Below are 15,718 nucleotides of genomic sequence, written 5' to 3' on the forward strand. Positions count from 1 at the left end.
ACAATAAAGGAAATATCATGTAAGAAGTAGTCAACAGTTTCATGGTGGCTCTTTCCTTTAGAAAGGGGTGCTCGATGTCAGTCATTGACGTGAAGAAGCTTCGTGGCAAGTTGGGCATTACCCAAGTCGAACTTGCCCAGCGGCTGGATGTGAATCTGCGTACCATCACACGGTGGGAATCTGGATTGTCAAAACCGCGCGGTTCGTCACTGGCAGCGCTTAAACGGCTCGACAACGGAGCGTCGGGTACCAGAAAGACGTTTCCGCTACTGCGTATCGGCATTTGCTGCGAGTTCAGCGATACCACGCTTCCCGTGCTGGGGGCGTTGGGGGATGCCTATGACAGGTTCGGCTGTCCGGTGGTGTTCGTGTCGCTTCCGTGGGACAATCGGATGCTCGACGCGCTGCTCATGGGATACGTTGACGTTGTGCTGTACAACGAGTGGTGTCTACGCAGATACGTCTGGGAGACGCTGAGCGCATTGCAGCAGGTATCTCCGTCATACGAATCTGGTGTCCCGTACATTGCGTTTTCGCTTCCGACGTGTCGCTTCGGCAGAGGGGATGATCCGATCAGTCCCGATGACTTGTTGCGTACGCTCTGGGAACCAGAGACCGTGAAGATCGTACCACCGGCGGACTTGCATGAAACTATGCTGCTCGTCCGCGCTGGATGCCGCCGATCGCACGGTGATCTGCGTGAACTCGCAACACAGGATCACGCGTGTGACTGGCATCGTCAAACGGCGGGTCTGGGAGTCCGAGAGTTTCTTTCACCGCTTCCCGGGTGGGCCGATCGGCCGGTAGCCTACATCGGCGGCCAGGACCAGCGATCCCAGATCGAGTTGGCCGCAGTAAATGCGGAACGACGGATCGTGTGGATGATCGACCCGCTTGCAGAACTGGGAGTTACTCCTCCGCTTGGGTTACGTCGCAATGCACTGATTGCATTCGGAAGGTCACCGACGCCGTTTATGGGCGAAGTTACAAGGGCGTACGAACTTGCCCGCTCTAACGTCTCGATTTCTGACGAGACGAGAGCTGAAGCGAAGCTCGAACTTGCCCGCTGGCGCCATCTTCATGGCTCCGGGCACGGTGAGACGTTTCGCTCGGTGAGCGAGGAAGTACACAAGACACTGCCACGAACGAGCGTCCTCTCGAAAGAACTTGGTCGTTGGCTCAACTGATCACACAAGGCTCTCTGCACACATTAGGACAACCTCTGTGCAAGGAGCTTTTTCTTATTATACGGAAGCACTCTATGTCATCTTTATTTCGCATTGTTAATTTTGAATTTTGAATTCTAAATTTTACATTTCTGTGATTGTGTCGTAAAATTATTCTATATGGCTCCACATCCGCTCCCCCAACTTATCCAGGACTTCCTCGACTATCTTGAGATCGAGCGTAATTGTAGTCTGGCCACGAAGCGCAACTACCAAGCGTACCTCAATCGTTTCGTGGAATGGTCAAAGCTAAAGACAGCCGAGTCAATCGATATCGACGCCGTCCGCAATTTTCGCCTGTGGCTCAACCGCCAGCAAAGCCAAAAGAAAGAAAATCTCAAAAAGAGCACGCAGAATTACTATTTGATCGCGCTCCGGGCATTTCTAAAATATCTGTCCAAGCGCGACATCAAGGCGCTGGCACCGGAAAAGATCGAACTGGCTAAGATGCCCGAGCGACAGGTCAGCTTCCTTGAAGGTGAGGATCTGGAACGATTGCTAGGTGCGCCTTCAAAATCAAATGAATCACCGATCATTCAAAAACGGGACAAGGCAATCCTGGAACTATTTTTCTCCACCGGCCTGCGCGTCTCGGAACTGGCAAACCTAACCACCGATCAGATCAACCTCGTGAAGGATGAATTTACAGTGCGGGGCAAGGGCAGCAAGTTGCGTCTGGTCTTCTTATCGAACCAGGCCAAGCACTGGCTAAAAGAGTATCTCGACGCGCGGCATGATGCTTCGTTGTCCGTGTTTATCCGCCACGACCGCGCCGCTCAAACAGGACAGCAGGAGCCGCTCACGCCCAGAAGCATCCAGCGCCTGGTGCAGAAATACGCCAAGTCGGTCGGCATCACCAAGCGGATCACCCCGCACGCTCTGCGCCATTCATATGCCACCGATTTATTAACCGGCGGCGCTGACATCCGTTCGGTCCAATCGCTACTCGGGCATTCCTCTATCACCACCACGCAAATCTATACCCATATCACGAACCAGCAATTGCGCGACGTGTACAAATCATTTCACGACCGCAAGCGCAAGCCATCAAAATCAGTTGACTCTGCGAAGTAAACATCGTATTGTTCATAATTCGGGTCCCCATAGTTTCCGCTCAAGGCGAACCCCGAACTCTATGTGGTTCGGGGCAACGGATAGAACAATTTTTTTACATGTCCCCGTAGTTCAACGGATAGAACAGCAGCCTTCTAAGCTGCGGATAGAGGTCCGATTCCTCTCGGGGACACCACAGACAACAACTTAACACAGGTCCGATTTTCGAAGTCCCGCCTAGCGGGACGAAGATCCCGCACCGAGCGTAGCGAGGTTGCGGGGTTCCTGGGGACACCAGAACACCATTCTACTTACGTTATATTTTTCAATCGTATCTTGCCGACCGCGTCAGGGAATGTTTGTTTTAATAAGACTTTCATTATGTCAAATTTGTTTGACTTTTTTATATTATAATGATAAACTTGAATTGATCTGCCAGGGCGTTTAGAAGGAGGTTCGGTCATGGGAAACGACACCTTAGTCGAACTGGATTGTGAGTGCTCGGACCGTAAATGCCGACTCAAGGTTACGGTTCCAACTGGTGAGGTGATCGAGCATCATCGGATCCAACATGTGCTGATTTCGAGTCAGTGTCAGCACAAACCGGAACCCGGGTTCAAGCTCGCCGCCCAGAAGGACGGCTACGCGTGGTACGAGGAGACTCGGGCGTGAGGTCACTGGCTGCCCGTGGCTTCTCCTGAAGCGGTTTCGGGTTTCACCTGAGCCCGCTTTTCTATTTGGCCAGCTTGCGTTAGGAATATTTCTAGAGGTAAAATATAGGGGTACAATTCAAATATTTATTACCCCATTGGTTATGTCTCGTGAAATAGAAATCCATCCTATTCAAGAAAACCTTTTCCCTACCGAACCGGCTAAATCGGGTTCGGAGCGTTCAGAAAAGCATGATGGAGAAGCGCCGGAGGTTGACCATATCAATCACCGAGTGAGACTTGAGGTGGAAGGCTACGTCCTAACCTGTGCCCTGCGTAATGGTAAAATTAATATTGACGCGGTTGAAGGTACGGCGGACAAAAGAGATGTTCCAAGAGCTGTAATTGCCCGAGCCAAGAAATGGGCTGGGGGTATACTTCGAAAAGCAGCGTAGTTGGTAAAATATATTGTCAGTTTATTAGCGGGTAATGTGCCGCGGGGTCTTGCCTTCCGGCTGGTTTTATGGTTAGATTCGCCTGACAAGACTGTCTGAATTAGATTGCCCGGGTCTATTGGACAAACTTGGAGGTGGATCATGAGAACACTGCGCTCTTTGTTTGTCGCCGGTTTCACTGTCGGAACCATCGTTACATACTACCACGGATCGCATCCTTCAGGCTCCGTTGTGTACTATGGATTTCTAACCCTGATGGCTGTTTCAGCGCTCGGTATGGCGCTAGTAGTTGGCACCATTGGAAGTCAGACACGTAGCGTTACTCGCTCCACCGTATCCCACGTGTCCATCCCCCCACACGTACTTCGAGACGGAGGAGATTGAAGATGTACACACTGTCGTGTGTCGAGAAGTATGTCGCCGACCACGCTGGACAATTTGGCGAAGCGGCCGTCGGTGTCCTACAACGAGCCAGGAGTTGCTCGATCAGAGGAGCCATCCCCGAGAGCCTGATCCAGTCAATCCTCGGTGATGCCCTTCTGGCTGAAGAGTTCGATCGGCTGGTGACCAATGACCCCGGATACATCCGACTGGTGGCCGAAGCCACCCAAGCGCTGACTAGGCCGCCGGAATCACCGTAACCACTGCCACGCCGGCACCCAAGTTCCCCTGAACCACTCTGGCTCAGGGATTTTCTTTTCGGCTAATAAAACATACTTGCTTCAATTATATCTTTGTGGTTAGATAAGCCCGGCTACAACCACCCGGGAGGGAGCTGTGGAACCTTACAAAATTATGGAGCAAGACATCCCGGCTTGGTACGAGCTGGGGGTCAAGGGCACGAATCTATTCGTGACCATGTCGATCGAGACGGCCGCTGAAGTTGACCACGCATTGACTCGCCGTGTTGAGGACACACAGTCGAAGTCACGGCTGTTGGGAATTCGCCCTTTTGAGAACTACCGGCATATGCTCGTGTTCTGCCATTGGGGTTTCGGCGGATGTGCCACCGCACAAAGCGATAGTTCGGGTATTGTCCGAATGACATTCGCCATTCCACCGGTGATCACTGGCGTCTTGACGGGTGACTGGTCGGCTGTGCATGCCGTCGCCGCTACGCTCGAATATCTGTTTTGGGCACTGCAGGTCTGCCCGCTTACCTCAACCGCTGGACCACCACAGCTGTTCGTCGTTTCGACCAGCATCGAAATGCGGGATTGCTATGGCGCTCCGATCACTGTCAAGGCCAGTCGCGCCGTAAGCGACTGGATGAGGCGCAACCAACCGTCGCGCCTACCGCTAGTCGAACAGGCCATGGAGAAAGTATACAGAACCATGGTGCCGACATTCCCGACGCATAACGAATGTCGCTTCGTCAGCACACCGCCTCGGTGGTTCCATCTGGAATGCCCGGGTGACGCGTGCGGTATTGACCCATACAATCTGGACTACCCCGATTTGGATCAGGGATACGAACTGTGTCCGCACAATACCGATTCGGCCATTCACCAGCTGACGTTGCTAGCCGGCCTGGCCGCACTGCATCAGGTCATCCGAAACACCCCCTGAACCACTCTGGCTCAGGGATTTTATTTTGCATAAGAAAATGGCGAGTCCCGTAGGTCTCGCCTGTTCGAATCATTACAACTATCGGCTCGGTGACGTTTTCAGTCCCCAGAAAGGTTCGAGCTGGTGGCCTGAGCTATCCCAGACCACCACGGGAGCCTGATCGAACTCGTCCAGCCAGACGATGAAGTGTTCCGTGGGGCATACCTCGCGACCATGACCCTCACAGCAAACATACATACTCCGCTGGCCCGGGTTACCGCCGCCCTCTCGGCTGGGACTTTGAAACTTCTGACTGGCGAGAGCTTGGAAGCCACCCGTGGCCGGATCAAAGCTGGCAATTCGGTGGGTATGTTCACCCATGCCAATCGGCCTACCACAGTGCTCACAACGATCAGAGCCGGTTACTTCGGGCATCCGTTCCTCCTTTGGCCCCAAAACACCGCCGGAATCTTATAACGGGCGAAATATATAGTCAAGATTTATTTTAATACATCCATATTACCTCTTCGCATAACGATAAAATTTCCCTTACAGGCGCTAGACTATAACCATTAGTTAAAGTTTTTATTTATTCATTCTAATGGTGTATGCTGAAACGATAACAAACTCTAACACAATCACATATGCCCACAAAACCGACAGGCCGCTGCTATAAATTACCGCTGGTGTATTTATACCAATTGGCCGTTTGATGTTATACTTATCGAGTAGTAAATAATCAAAATATTAAAGTATATTATGCCTCCCGAATTTGTCATCTTTGATCTAGAAACCACCGGCTTGAAACCGCGCTGGAACGAAATTATTGAAATCGGCGCTATACGAGTATCGGCTGACTTAACAACCGAAATAGGTCAGTTCGAAAAGAAGGTTCTGCCAACCCATATTGAAACGGCTGATCCGGAATCACTCAAGGTTAATGGCTACCTACCAATCAACTGGACCGACGCGATAGATTTAAAAACGGCTTTGATTGAGTTTGCCGGCTTTTCCAAAGGCGGGCTATTGGCTGGCTATAACGTTTCATTTGACTGGATGTTCCTGAAAGAGGCCTGTGTGCAACATAACGTGAAGTTCGAAATCGACTATCATGTTTTCGACGTTTTCTCGGTGGCGTGGCTGCACTGTCAAACCTTCGCTCAACCAAAATCGCTTAGCTTGTCCAGCCAGGCACAATTATATGCTTTGCCGCCTCAACCCGAGCCGCACACCGCTCTAGCTGACGCTCGATTGACGCTGGGTCTGCTCCAGGCCGTTAGCCGCCGCATGGGTCTGACCAATAAATACTTCACCGTCTAGTTAACCATCCTGCGAATCGCAGCTGCGTGGCGTTTTACCTCTATTTCTCCCGACAAAATGTTCTGCCGGACGGTTTCCATTTTAAAGAAGTCATTGAATCCCACTAATTTTTCTCCGTGAATATCGGGTTCGAGGATTATATCAGAATTGGAAATGGTTTGGTTTGAAAAATGATGCCGAATGATCGTCAGCGCCCGATAGGCCACATCGGTAATGTTAAGCTTCGGCAGTGGTGTCAGCTGAAAACTGGAATCAAGATTCACGGCCAGCACTATATCCGCGCCCATCGTTCGAACCACGTCGTCCGGTACCGGATTGGACAAGCCGCCATCGGCCAATAGCCACTTGGCTTTCTTGACGGGGGTAAAAACCGGTGTCGCCGCGATACTACTCCGCACTGCTTGTCCCACATCCCCGGTTTGCAGATGAACCTCATCACCGGTCTGTAAATCGGTGGCCACCACAACCAGTGGAATGTTTAGGTCTTCAAATTTAGCGCGTTTAAGCTGGGTATGTAACAGCCGCTCGACTTTATTGCCCGCCATAAAGCCCCCTTTAAGCGTCGGATCCATCAAAGCCAGCCAATTCCGAAAGGTGCTGTGTTCCAATACAAATTTCTCCAGCCGTTCCGCGCTACCCCAAACTGAATAGAGCGCGCCAATTAATGCGCCAATACTCGATCCGGCAATATAATCAATCGGAATCTGCATCTTCTCTAATTGCTTCAGCACGCCGATGTGCGCCAAGCCCCTAACGCCACCGGAACCCAACGCGATTCCGATTTTCTTCTTTGATCGTTTAACTTTATTCATATTTTCATTCTATCAATTATTATCCGATACGCCTAGCTAAAAACAAACACCATAAGATTTTTTGTCTTATGGCGTTGTTATATATAACTGCTGGTTTTTGTCTATACTATTTCTTCAGCTCGATGCAGTCTAGTGTATTATCATACATATTGGCACTTGTATCATCGGTACTCCATTGTAGCGCTACAGTATGCGCACCCGCCGCAACCGATATAATCGCGTGCGTCTCCAAGCTGGCGGTGCTGACTAAACCGGCCGATGTCCTGGTAATACGCATCGTCCCAGGAATCACTGTGCCATCCATCAGCATCTGTATTCTGATTGCCTCATAGTCGTTAATGGTGTCGCCCCACCCGCTCCAGGAACAAAATAACGAACTGGCTCCGGTAGTAATCGAAAGAGAGGTTAGGGTGCCAAAACCATCAGCTTGAAGAATATTAGTATATGAGACCAGCGTACCCTGGACACCTTGCGTGACCGCGCCGCTGGCAATATCAGCGGAAGCTATCGTACCATCGTTGATTTTTGCGCTGGTGATTGAACTATCGGCCAAATCGGCTGTGGCAATAGTGCCGTCAGTAATCTTTGCTGTGGTGACAGAATCGCTGGCTAGGTTACTCAAGCTTATAATCCCGGAGCCAACCAGGCTCGTGGCAGTCAAGACACCAGTGGAAATTGAAGCAGAGGTCAACGAGCCGGCCACTTCCATGTTATCGTTTACCAAGAAGGGTTGGGTGTCAGTCACGCCAGCCAGCGCTCCCCGATATACCCGGCCATCGATTCTGACATTGTCGCCAAAAGCTACCGGATTATCACCACCGGCCGAAGTCTTGGTGTCGTTGATGATGGTTCCGTTGAAAAAAGTTACTCCGCCCGCCCCCTGCGCCCCGACTTTCAACGAATCCACAATTAGAGTACCGTCAAGATCAAATGCCTCTCCCGATTTTCCTCCCAATACTGAAGTAATATTTCGCGTGGTTGCGGCATAAACAATGCCGCCGGTTATCAGAACCGAGATGGCTACAACTATAGTGGTGATTAATACTCTTTTCATTTTTCTCCTTTGTTATTTAATTAATGTGTTTATATACTTTATTTTATTATAACACTTACTACGAGATTATTGAATAATGCCGTTCTTACATGACACTTGTCAGATGCTGGATATGCTGCTAATATGTGAAAGAGCTTTCGTGGTGGCCATAGTCCCGACGTTCCGCTACGCGGAAGTCGGGATCCCGATCGGTCATTTTATGACCGCATCGGGACTCAATTGGTAGTTTAGCGATGCGGTATTGAAAAGTAATGTGTGGTGGCCATAGCTCAATTAGTAGAGCACCGGTCTGTGGCACCGGCGGTTGAGGGTGCAATTCCCTCTGGCCACCCCAGTCAGAGCTTAGCCGACCACTCGAAAACATGCTCTACAATAATTGCCCAAAATGCGGTTGGAAGTATTCTGGCCAAGGACTAAAACACATACTCAGTTGTACTAAGTGTGGATTTACCTTTTATATTAATTCAAAGCCAACGGCCAGTGCAATTATTGTTGATGGTGACAAGATTCTTCTTGGGAAACGACGCATAGAACCGTCAAAAGGTAAATGGGATGTCATTGGCGGTTTTTTAGATTTTGGGGAACACCCCGAAGTCGGAGTTAGGCGAGAAGTCAAAGAGGAAACCGGGCTAGACGTGATAATTGATGGTCTGCTTGGGTTTTTTATGGACACATACGACCAGACTGGCGACGCAACGTTGAATATTTGTTTTGTGGTTAGGGCTATATCAAACCAATTGACTCCCGGAGACGACATTGAAGAAGTTAGATGGTTTGCGCCTACCGAGATTCCAAACGACATTGCCTTCAAGAACGGCCGGGATATGATCGATGCCTGGATGAACGATCGTGTTATACGGTCGGCCAAATCATAATAGCCCTAATGATAGACACCGGCTGGGTTAATTTTCTCCAATCCTGGCCCCCTAATAACTACAGAAGAGTCTGGATAAAATCAATCATGTTATTTTATTACTGCATGCTGTATAATAGCGGCAGGATAAATTAACAAATACTATCTATGCTCAAGAAAAACAAACCTGTCATAACCCAGCCCATGAACTACCACATGGTGATCCTGATCACCATCGCGGTTGTTGCGTTTGCCCTAGTTGCCTCCACTGTATATATTTACAGCCGGGACGATTTGGTAAATGGCGGCGCCTCCATCACCAGCAATCACCCCAAGAACGCTAACGCCTCCAACACCAACGGCGGTACAAATACCAATAGCGCTGCTAATACGAATACCAATGTGATTACCGCTACGGCTAATTGGCCGACCTATACTAATACGCTTTATCATTACACAGTTAAATACCCAAACGGCTGGTCGGACGATAATACTGCCGATGCCAACCCAGCAATGTTTGCCGACCCGGTGGCCGTGGCTCAAACTGCCGATACCGAATTACTCCAGGGTTCAAAGATTGAAATAGTGGTCGATCAAAACGTAACGGCCACTATCCAGGATTTCGCGGCTGGCCAGGATGGCGAAGGTACGATTTTGAGCGAATCAAACGTGACCGTGGCCGACACCACTGGACTTTGGCGCGCCGTAAATGGTCCGCTGGGTTTTTATAATGTCATCTATGCCAAAAGTGGCACATCGATCTACCGCGTCATCCAGTATATCCCGAAAACCGAAGACCGCGGCATGTACACCGCCATTTACGATCAGATGTTACTGAATTTCACACTCGTCAAATAGACCGCTTCCCTCATATAACAAAATCGCGTCTGACCGGCGCGGTTTTTTGTCAAAAGAAAAACGGTAACCGTAGTTACCGCCTGTTACCGACCCGCCTCAACAGCTCAGCGCTTGCCGTTCCGCCGGTGTCAGATCGAGCGCGTCTGGCCGAACACACTTCGTTTGGATCAGACCGCGCAGCATTGCTTCGTGACCGGTAATTCCCGCCCGCATGAGCGCCAGATGTCTGCGCGCCCAATGCAGTTGGAGCCGGTCTTCAAACCCGCTGATCTCTTCCGCCGAAGTTCCATGGCTGACATATTCCGTGCCAACCAACTCCTTCAGCTCGCGCAGATCATCCTCCTCCACTATCCCGCCCCGACACAGTAGCAGTATCTTATGAACAGCATATTGCTGACAATGCCGAACGGCGAGTCGAAGTTGTCTGGATCTACCACCGAACAGTGATGGATCGCCCAGCGCAGCATTGAGACCACCCAATGATTCCTTGTCAACGACACCAGCCGCGCACAGCACCAGTGCCTCATCGAACCGTTCGCTCATGGTTTCCTCCCATTGATCCGAGCGCCCTAACTGTACCGAATTCGATGCTATCTTATATCGTTACCAATTACCTGTCAATCGGTCAGGTATAGATAACTAGCACAAAAGAAAAAGCCCACCAGCGAACTGACGGGACTTTTTCCGAGATACTAGAAGCTGCCTGATTGGTTCTGGAAGCCGTTGTCGCGGCGAGGTCGATCCGTCATTGGACGGGCCTCATTCACCACGATCGCTCGGCCACCCATTTCCTTACCGTCAAACATTTCGACCGCTTTCTTGGCTTCCTCATCGGAAGACATTTCGACAAAGCCGAAACCCCGTGAACGGCCGGTCATCCGGTCCATTACTACCTGGGCTGTTTCGACGGTGCCGGCCGCGGCGAAGAATTCGCGCAGCTGATCGTCTGTGACGCTGTAGGAAAGGCTTCCCACAAAGAGTTTTTTTGCCATGCTCTTAAACGTGACTTAATTGATAATGCGCATGCTCTTTAGGAAGACCTATCCTCTAATATCCTTAGAGAACCTACCCTAAAAAGACTAGCAAAGACACTATATCAGATGTGCCCGGATTTGTCAATGTCCAGCTAAATTTAGGACAAAGTGCCGATACTTAGCCCATTTTTTATCAGAACGCGGGCAAAATAGAAAAGGAACGCTTTCGAAGTGTTCCCGTACTCATCGAGTTATTGCAGCGCTCTCTTATCGAAGCCGAACAAGGGCTTTCCTATGCTCCACTTCCAGCCACCCGCCGGACTTCGATAGATGGTGACCCACTTAGCATTTTCTCCGATAACGCGCGCTTGTACCACGGCCACGTAGATGATTTGAGCCTTACCCACGTAGCCATGGGTCGCGCATAGCGTTCGATCGATGGCTCTCATCCAAGTTGTTCCCCGGCTAGCTCCGATCTGTATTACGTGAGCACCAACACCCCGCTTGATGACTAGCCAAGTCTGCGGCCGCAACAAACTGGAATCCGCCTGCAGATGACCTTTCAAACCGGGATCGCCAAGTCGCCGAACCGTGGGCATCGTGGACAAGTCACTGAAGTCCCACTCATGACGTAATGCCCATAGCCATGGAAACTCCACGCAAACCATGCGGTAAAAGCGCTCGATTCGTCGACGCGCTCTTTCACTACAATCAACCTGACCAATCGCGTCCTTCATCGGCCGCATTGGGTACCTCCTGGGCTACCGCCCTTTGACCTCTCCGAGGTCTGGAATGTACGAAACTGTTCCACCGTTTGCGGAACAGTGGTATGGTATGGAAAACGTGGATTTTTGTCAATGCGTAGCTTGGGCGAAAACCTCCCCCATGTTAACCAACCATTTTGAATTGTGCATGAAAGATGATACTAACAAACGGCCCCCTCCTTAATTAAGGCGGGGGCGGATTTTAGTATTGCGTTACCTAGAAATATAACTTTAGTTACTTGGCATGGGGGATGTTTTCGCGAACATTGTAAACGCTACCGGTCCTTTGAACTTTAATCTTCCCGCTTCTCCACCACAATTGTACATTTCGTCACCAATGCGGCGATAGCGCCAACCGCTGCCAGCGTGGGCAGCAACAAGGCGCCCACCACACCGATCGTCACCGGTATTTCCATCAGCGATTCGTTCTTTTCGTTCTTGATGATGATCCGGCGGATATTTCCCTGCTTAATCAGCTCCTTAATTCGTTCCACCAATTCGCTGCCGTTGAGGGAAAACTCTTCCGTCTTTTGCGATTGATTATTCTGATCCATAATATATGATTTAATTGTACTTCAAGTTGTTGATGGAGGCGCTACTGGCTAGTCCGGCTGCTTCGGTTCCTCTGTCGGTTTGGGTGGGTTGGGTTGTTTTGGTTCCTCGTCCGGCTTGGGTGCTTCGGGCTGCTTGGGTTTGTCCGGCTGGCTGGCCTGCTGGGCTTCCCGCATCGTTTGCTGTATTTCTTCCCGCAGTGCCCGGCGCATCTCCTCTTCTTGCTTCTTTTCCTTGGCTCGGCTTCGTCGCTGGCTGATCCGCCGAATGAACACGATGATGATAATCAATATCAGCAAGATGCCCAGCGCGATCGCGATTTCTTTCAGCGGAATAATCCAGAAATCAACTTCCTTCGTAATGTCGCGCAGCGGGTTGCCATAGACCAGGGTCAGTTTGGCGCGATATTTGCCAATCATCAGACCGGTGCCAAATGAGCCGACGGTAAAGGCCCGGGAGGTTCCCGGTGCGATGATCAGGCTTTCTTTGTTGACCGGAATGGTATCGTAAGCGCGGCCGAAAAGATCGTTTTGGATTCTAATATTACCATCCGGCTTCTGATGGGTGTTACCCTTGTTGTCCACCCGCAGCAAAAAATCGACCGGCGGTTTCAGGAAGAATTTCTTTTCTTTGAACATTTTTTCCCGGTCTGACGGCTTGAGATTCGAGTCCGCACCGGAAAAAGTACCAACCTTGAAAGTGGCATCAACCGAGTCGATCGTCGCTCCGCCAACTCTTAAAAATATATTAACCAACAGATTGGTGCCGATCGATACCGTACTGCTAGTGGGATCGGCGGGCGGCGGTTTGGTACTGAACACCAGTGATATTAGGTGCGTGCCGGGATCGGCATCAGCCGGGAGCTCGATCCGATAGGTGAATGGTACCATTTCGCCGGTTTTGGGCAGATCAACTTTATCAGCCTGCAGCTTGACCCATTCCCGGTCGGGTTTCAATTCAGCTGGTTCGGTTACCAATAACGCCGAACCTTCTGAATCGGGGTCGGGTTTGAAATTTGAAACCGAGGTATATATTGTCGCACCCTGCAATTTATCGTCGTAGAGATTGAGTTTCCGCTCGATCACATCGCCCGGTTTGGCGCTCAATTCGACGGTGTGTTCAGTGATGGTAACGGCTTGGGCAGGTTGAATGAATACTGCTAATCCCAGCAACACCAGTGCGTAGCTAAAGGCTTTTAGTTTCATAATTGTTTTTTCGAGGTTTTTTGAATACAGGATTTGGCCAAAGTATAACATAAAAAGCTCCGGCTTCCAAATGGCCGGGCGGTAACCCAATCATGCCTATTAAACATTTACATTTAAAAGTTACCGGTGGCCGTCCACGTAACGATGTGACTATACACTCCCGCTGGCGTTGTAGAAGAGATTGCGCCCAGGTGGGTAATCTTTATATCCGGACCGTTTTTATCGGTCAGCGTACTGGTTGAAGCCAGCGCGACCGGAGATCCGGTTGGAATCGGCGAATCATCGATCGCAAACGTGCCCAGCTCAGTCCAGGTCGGCGCGTCGGCTACCACCTGAATGCCATACTCTTCGCTGCCGGCCGAAACCGATTCGTCGTTGACCACATCGTCAAAGAGTACGCCACCATTTTGAAATTGCTGGTTTTCAGATATTAACAAGGTGGCGCCATTAGCCGCGTTGGTTCCAACGTTAACATCATAATAACCAGAGTTTACATCCGCCAAAGTGAATGTCCCTAGATTACAACTCATGATCACGCCGCTTAGAGAACATGCGACGGTATCAGGGTTGTCGAGATTCAAGGTTAGATTTGACAATACCACGCCGCTGACGGTCACATCATTGGCGTGTCCTACATAGGCTATGCCGGCACCGCTGTCATTAGTAGTAACGACAGCTACCGAATAAGCCCCGGCCGTGCCAGGGTTGGTGGGATTGGGCGTACCATCGCCGATGGTACAAGCAAGTTCCGTAGCGCCCGCTCCGGAAGAAACAACTGTCACCTGAACCCACATGGGCGTTGTCGCAGAGGCAGGCGTGATAGAGTTGATCGTATATGATCCACCGCCGGCACCATCGTCAGCGCAGGAAATATCTCCGGTGGTTACCGTGCTGATGCCCCAATTATTGCCCCCGCCGGTGGTGTCACCGATGTAATATTTTACTGTGTTTCCGTTTACCAACGCAGTTTCTATGGTGAATGTAACTTTGACTCTCGAGGCCGCACTAGTTACCTCACTGTCCATCAATTCTACCGTTACCTCGTCCAAACCGGTCGAATGTCCGCTCTGCGCTATTAGCAATATCAAGCTGGTCGAAAGCGCGAACACCCCTAACCAAATAATCAGCCGCTGAGTATGGCGGTGTCCTAACCAAAATACTATTTTGTGGCTGATCCGGCTCATTTAGATTTTATTTTTGTTTTTTTAACTCGTGCCTTAGAAAGTCGCCGAAGCGGTCCATATTACGGTGTGGGAGTTTGCACCCGGAGGAGTGGTTGATGCAATAGCTATCTTATGAGTAATGGTAACATAGTCCAGCGTCATATCTACTGGAGCATTGGAATCCGCTACTTCGGCCGGGGCTTCGATCGGATCATCACCAGTGTTATAGGGACTCGTTAGAGTCCAGGTGCCCACCGTATTCGTTGGGGCAGCACTAATACCATATTCCTCTGAGCCGGCATCAACGGTGCCATCGGCGACGTCATTTATTACCCCCAAATCACCGCTCTCTGAAATATTCATGGTCGCACCACTGGCAGCATTCGTACCAACGCCGACACGATAGCTTCCCTCCTTGATAGCCGAAGTTGTCATCACACCAAAATCACAAGAGGTAATTCCGCCACCACTAGTTACACAAATCGCGCCATCACCGTTACTAATAGTAAGAGCTAGATTAGGCAACACCGTCGCTGACACGGTAACATCGTTGGCATTGCCGACATAAGCAATTCCGGCACCTGAGTCATTTGTAGTTACGATAGCAACCGAATATGACCCTGCTACGGTCGGAGTTTTCGGATCTGGGGCGTTGTCACCAATTACACAGTGTGTCGCTGTGGCCGTTGCGCCAACGGTTTGCGCAACAACATGTACCTTCATTGGGACTGTCGCCGTAGCGGCGGCAACGGTTATGCCATTATACGTTTCCCCTGTGCCATTATCATCACAGGTTATATCTTCGGCAGCCACACTGTTCAATTGCCATTCACCACTACCCCCATCAACATCACCCAGATATATATCAATAGTGTTTCCGTTTGTTAGCGTTCCCCAAGTAAATGTAATATCTACATTTCCCGCTGTATTTACTGCTTCATCCTCGAGTACTATCGCGATATCGGCAGTATCGATACCAGCTGAACGTGCCTCTTTTGGCGTTGGCATTAGCCAAATTCCAATAAGAAACAAAATAACCACTACGGAAACACGCCGTACTGGTCTCGGATTCGATAAATGCTTAATAGTTTTTGTTTTGGCTGGAGATTTCATTGTCTTTTTATTTTGGCTAACCTGACAGACTAAAAACTTCTTTTTTGGCTTGTTTTGGCCTTTTTTCTTACCCACTACACTAAGTTTATCACATAATTACAGTTTTGTCAATGTCTGT

General features: G+C 50.1%; 18 protein-coding genes and 2 tRNA genes. 10 read left to right on the forward strand and 10 right to left on the reverse strand.

All coding sequences use genetic code 11. The features are described from left to right. The first annotated feature begins 74 nt into the window (after positions 1–74). From WC734_02370 to WC734_02395, 6 genes are all read left to right on the forward strand, one after another. Positions 75–1,187 (forward strand): helix-turn-helix domain-containing protein, encoded by a 1,113-nt coding sequence (locus tag WC734_02370; protein ID MFA6197982.1) that lies wholly within the window; start codon positions 75–77, stop codon positions 1,185–1,187. Between the two features lie 159 nt (positions 1,188–1,346). Beyond that, a complete protein-coding gene (gene xerA, locus WC734_02375) occupies positions 1,347–2,300 on the forward strand; it encodes a site-specific tyrosine recombinase/integron integrase (protein MFA6197983.1) in 954 nt (317 codons plus the stop codon). Between the two features lie 100 nt (positions 2,301–2,400). Continuing rightward, positions 2,401–2,475 (forward strand) — tRNA-Arg (locus WC734_02380). Between the two features lie 618 nt (positions 2,476–3,093). After that, positions 3,094–3,384, forward strand: coding sequence for a hypothetical protein (locus WC734_02385; GenBank protein MFA6197984.1), 291 nt, complete (start codon positions 3,094–3,096; stop codon positions 3,382–3,384). A 386-nt stretch (positions 3,385–3,770) separates the two neighbouring features. Then, positions 3,771–4,025 (forward strand): hypothetical protein, encoded by a 255-nt coding sequence (locus WC734_02390; protein ID MFA6197985.1) that lies wholly within the window; start codon positions 3,771–3,773, stop codon positions 4,023–4,025. Positions 4,026–4,179: 154 nt separating this feature from the next. Then, positions 4,180–4,953: a hypothetical protein gene (locus tag WC734_02395; GenBank protein MFA6197986.1), complete on the forward strand. Its 774-nt coding sequence runs from the start codon at positions 4,180–4,182 to the stop codon at positions 4,951–4,953. A 78-nt stretch (positions 4,954–5,031) separates the two neighbouring features. Here WC734_02395 and WC734_02400 read toward each other — a convergent pair whose 3' ends face one another. Then, entirely contained in the window at positions 5,032–5,367 is a 336-nt protein-coding gene (locus tag WC734_02400) for a hypothetical protein (GenBank protein MFA6197987.1), read from the reverse strand. A 324-nt stretch (positions 5,368–5,691) separates the two neighbouring features. On the opposite strand from WC734_02400, the gene WC734_02405 reads away from it, so the two are divergent. Continuing rightward, the gene (locus WC734_02405; protein ID MFA6197988.1) at positions 5,692–6,252 is read left to right on the forward strand and encodes a 3'-5' exonuclease; all 561 of its coding nucleotides are present in this window, start codon (positions 5,692–5,694) and stop codon (positions 6,250–6,252) included. Here WC734_02405 and WC734_02410 read toward each other — a convergent pair. Both WC734_02410 and WC734_02415 read right to left on the reverse strand, forming a co-directional pair. Further along, positions 6,249–7,064, reverse strand: a complete 816-nt coding sequence (locus WC734_02410) for a patatin-like phospholipase family protein (GenBank protein MFA6197989.1) — start codon at positions 7,062–7,064, stop codon at positions 6,249–6,251. The genes WC734_02405 and WC734_02410 overlap by 4 nt on opposite strands. Before the next feature lie 106 nt (positions 7,065–7,170). Further along, on the reverse strand, positions 7,171–8,118 hold the full coding sequence (locus WC734_02415; protein MFA6197990.1) for a hypothetical protein: 948 nt from the start codon (positions 8,116–8,118) through the stop codon (positions 7,171–7,173). A 258-nt stretch (positions 8,119–8,376) separates the two neighbouring features. Here WC734_02415 and WC734_02420 point away from each other — a divergent pair. The 3 genes from WC734_02420 to WC734_02430 all read left to right on the forward strand — a co-directional run bounded on the left by WC734_02420 (position 8,377) and on the right by WC734_02430 (position 9,829). Further along, positions 8,377–8,452, forward strand: a tRNA-His gene (locus WC734_02420). A 28-nt stretch (positions 8,453–8,480) separates the two neighbouring features. After that, a complete protein-coding gene (locus tag WC734_02425; protein ID MFA6197991.1) occupies positions 8,481–8,993 on the forward strand; it encodes an NUDIX hydrolase in 513 nt (170 codons plus the stop codon). Between the two features lie 146 nt (positions 8,994–9,139). Next, positions 9,140–9,829: a hypothetical protein gene (locus WC734_02430; GenBank protein MFA6197992.1), complete on the forward strand. Its 690-nt coding sequence runs from the start codon at positions 9,140–9,142 to the stop codon at positions 9,827–9,829. Between the two features lie 96 nt (positions 9,830–9,925). Here the strand turns inward: WC734_02430 and WC734_02435 are convergent, their stop codons facing one another. From WC734_02435 to WC734_02465, 7 genes are all read right to left on the reverse strand, one after another. Further along, entirely contained in the window at positions 9,926–10,372 is a 447-nt protein-coding gene (locus tag WC734_02435; GenBank protein MFA6197993.1) for a hypothetical protein, read from the reverse strand. 149 nt (positions 10,373–10,521) lie between these two features. Further along, the gene (locus WC734_02440; GenBank protein MFA6197994.1) at positions 10,522–10,821 is read right to left on the reverse strand and encodes an RNA-binding protein; all 300 of its coding nucleotides are present in this window, start codon (positions 10,819–10,821) and stop codon (positions 10,522–10,524) included. A 233-nt stretch (positions 10,822–11,054) separates the two neighbouring features. Then, entirely contained in the window at positions 11,055–11,540 is a 486-nt protein-coding gene (locus tag WC734_02445; GenBank protein ID MFA6197995.1) for a hypothetical protein, read from the reverse strand. Between the two features lie 320 nt (positions 11,541–11,860). Then, complete coding sequence (locus tag WC734_02450) at positions 11,861–12,121, reverse strand: DUF4342 domain-containing protein (GenBank protein MFA6197996.1); 261 nt, start codon at positions 12,119–12,121, stop codon at positions 11,861–11,863. A 48-nt stretch (positions 12,122–12,169) separates the two neighbouring features. Beyond that, complete coding sequence (locus WC734_02455; protein MFA6197997.1) at positions 12,170–13,324, reverse strand: hypothetical protein; 1,155 nt, start codon at positions 13,322–13,324, stop codon at positions 12,170–12,172. Between the two features lie 113 nt (positions 13,325–13,437). After that, entirely contained in the window at positions 13,438–14,508 is a 1,071-nt protein-coding gene (locus WC734_02460; protein ID MFA6197998.1) for a hypothetical protein, read from the reverse strand. Positions 14,509–14,541: 33 nt separating this feature from the next. Next, positions 14,542–15,495 carry a hypothetical protein gene (locus WC734_02465; protein ID MFA6197999.1) on the reverse strand — a complete coding sequence of 318 codons (954 nt, stop codon included), beginning with the start codon at positions 15,493–15,495 and terminating at the stop codon, positions 14,542–14,544. Positions 15,496–15,718 lie beyond the last annotated feature (223 nt).

Source organism: Patescibacteria group bacterium (genome assembly GCA_041661625.1).
Classification (GTDB): Bacteria; Patescibacteriota; Patescibacteriia; order JAHIZJ01; family JAHIZJ01; genus JBAZUB01.

Bases quoted from the DNA above. Each gene is read 5' to 3' on its own strand.
- WC734_02370 (MFA6197982.1), top strand. From the start codon at position 75: ATGTCAGTCATTGACGTGAAGAAGCTTCGTGGCAAGTTGGGCATTACC.
- xerA (MFA6197983.1), top strand. From the start codon at position 1,347: ATGGCTCCACATCCGCTCCCCCAACTTATCCAGGACTTCCTCGACTAT.
- WC734_02385 (MFA6197984.1), top strand. From the start codon at position 3,094: ATGTCTCGTGAAATAGAAATCCATCCTATTCAAGAAAACCTTTTCCCT.
- WC734_02390 (MFA6197985.1), top strand. From the start codon at position 3,771: ATGTACACACTGTCGTGTGTCGAGAAGTATGTCGCCGACCACGCTGGA.
- WC734_02395 (MFA6197986.1), top strand. From the start codon at position 4,180: ATGGAGCAAGACATCCCGGCTTGGTACGAGCTGGGGGTCAAGGGCACG.
- WC734_02400 (MFA6197987.1), bottom strand. From the start codon at position 5,367: ATGCCCGAAGTAACCGGCTCTGATCGTTGTGAGCACTGTGGTAGGCCG.
- WC734_02405 (MFA6197988.1), top strand. From the start codon at position 5,692: ATGCCTCCCGAATTTGTCATCTTTGATCTAGAAACCACCGGCTTGAAA.
- WC734_02410 (MFA6197989.1), bottom strand. From the start codon at position 7,064: ATGAATAAAGTTAAACGATCAAAGAAGAAAATCGGAATCGCGTTGGGT.
- WC734_02415 (MFA6197990.1), bottom strand. From the start codon at position 8,118: ATGAAAAGAGTATTAATCACCACTATAGTTGTAGCCATCTCGGTTCTG.
- WC734_02425 (MFA6197991.1), top strand. From the start codon at position 8,481: ATGCTCTACAATAATTGCCCAAAATGCGGTTGGAAGTATTCTGGCCAA.
- WC734_02430 (MFA6197992.1), top strand. From the start codon at position 9,140: ATGCTCAAGAAAAACAAACCTGTCATAACCCAGCCCATGAACTACCAC.
- WC734_02435 (MFA6197993.1), bottom strand. From the start codon at position 10,372: ATGAGCGAACGGTTCGATGAGGCACTGGTGCTGTGCGCGGCTGGTGTC.
- WC734_02440 (MFA6197994.1), bottom strand. From the start codon at position 10,821: ATGGCAAAAAAACTCTTTGTGGGAAGCCTTTCCTACAGCGTCACAGAC.
- WC734_02445 (MFA6197995.1), bottom strand. From the start codon at position 11,540: ATGAAGGACGCGATTGGTCAGGTTGATTGTAGTGAAAGAGCGCGTCGA.
- WC734_02450 (MFA6197996.1), bottom strand. From the start codon at position 12,121: ATGGATCAGAATAATCAATCGCAAAAGACGGAAGAGTTTTCCCTCAAC.
- WC734_02455 (MFA6197997.1), bottom strand. From the start codon at position 13,324: ATGAAACTAAAAGCCTTTAGCTACGCACTGGTGTTGCTGGGATTAGCA.
- WC734_02460 (MFA6197998.1), bottom strand. From the start codon at position 14,508: ATGAGCCGGATCAGCCACAAAATAGTATTTTGGTTAGGACACCGCCAT.
- WC734_02465 (MFA6197999.1), bottom strand. From the start codon at position 15,495: ATGCCAACGCCAAAAGAGGCACGTTCAGCTGGTATCGATACTGCCGAT.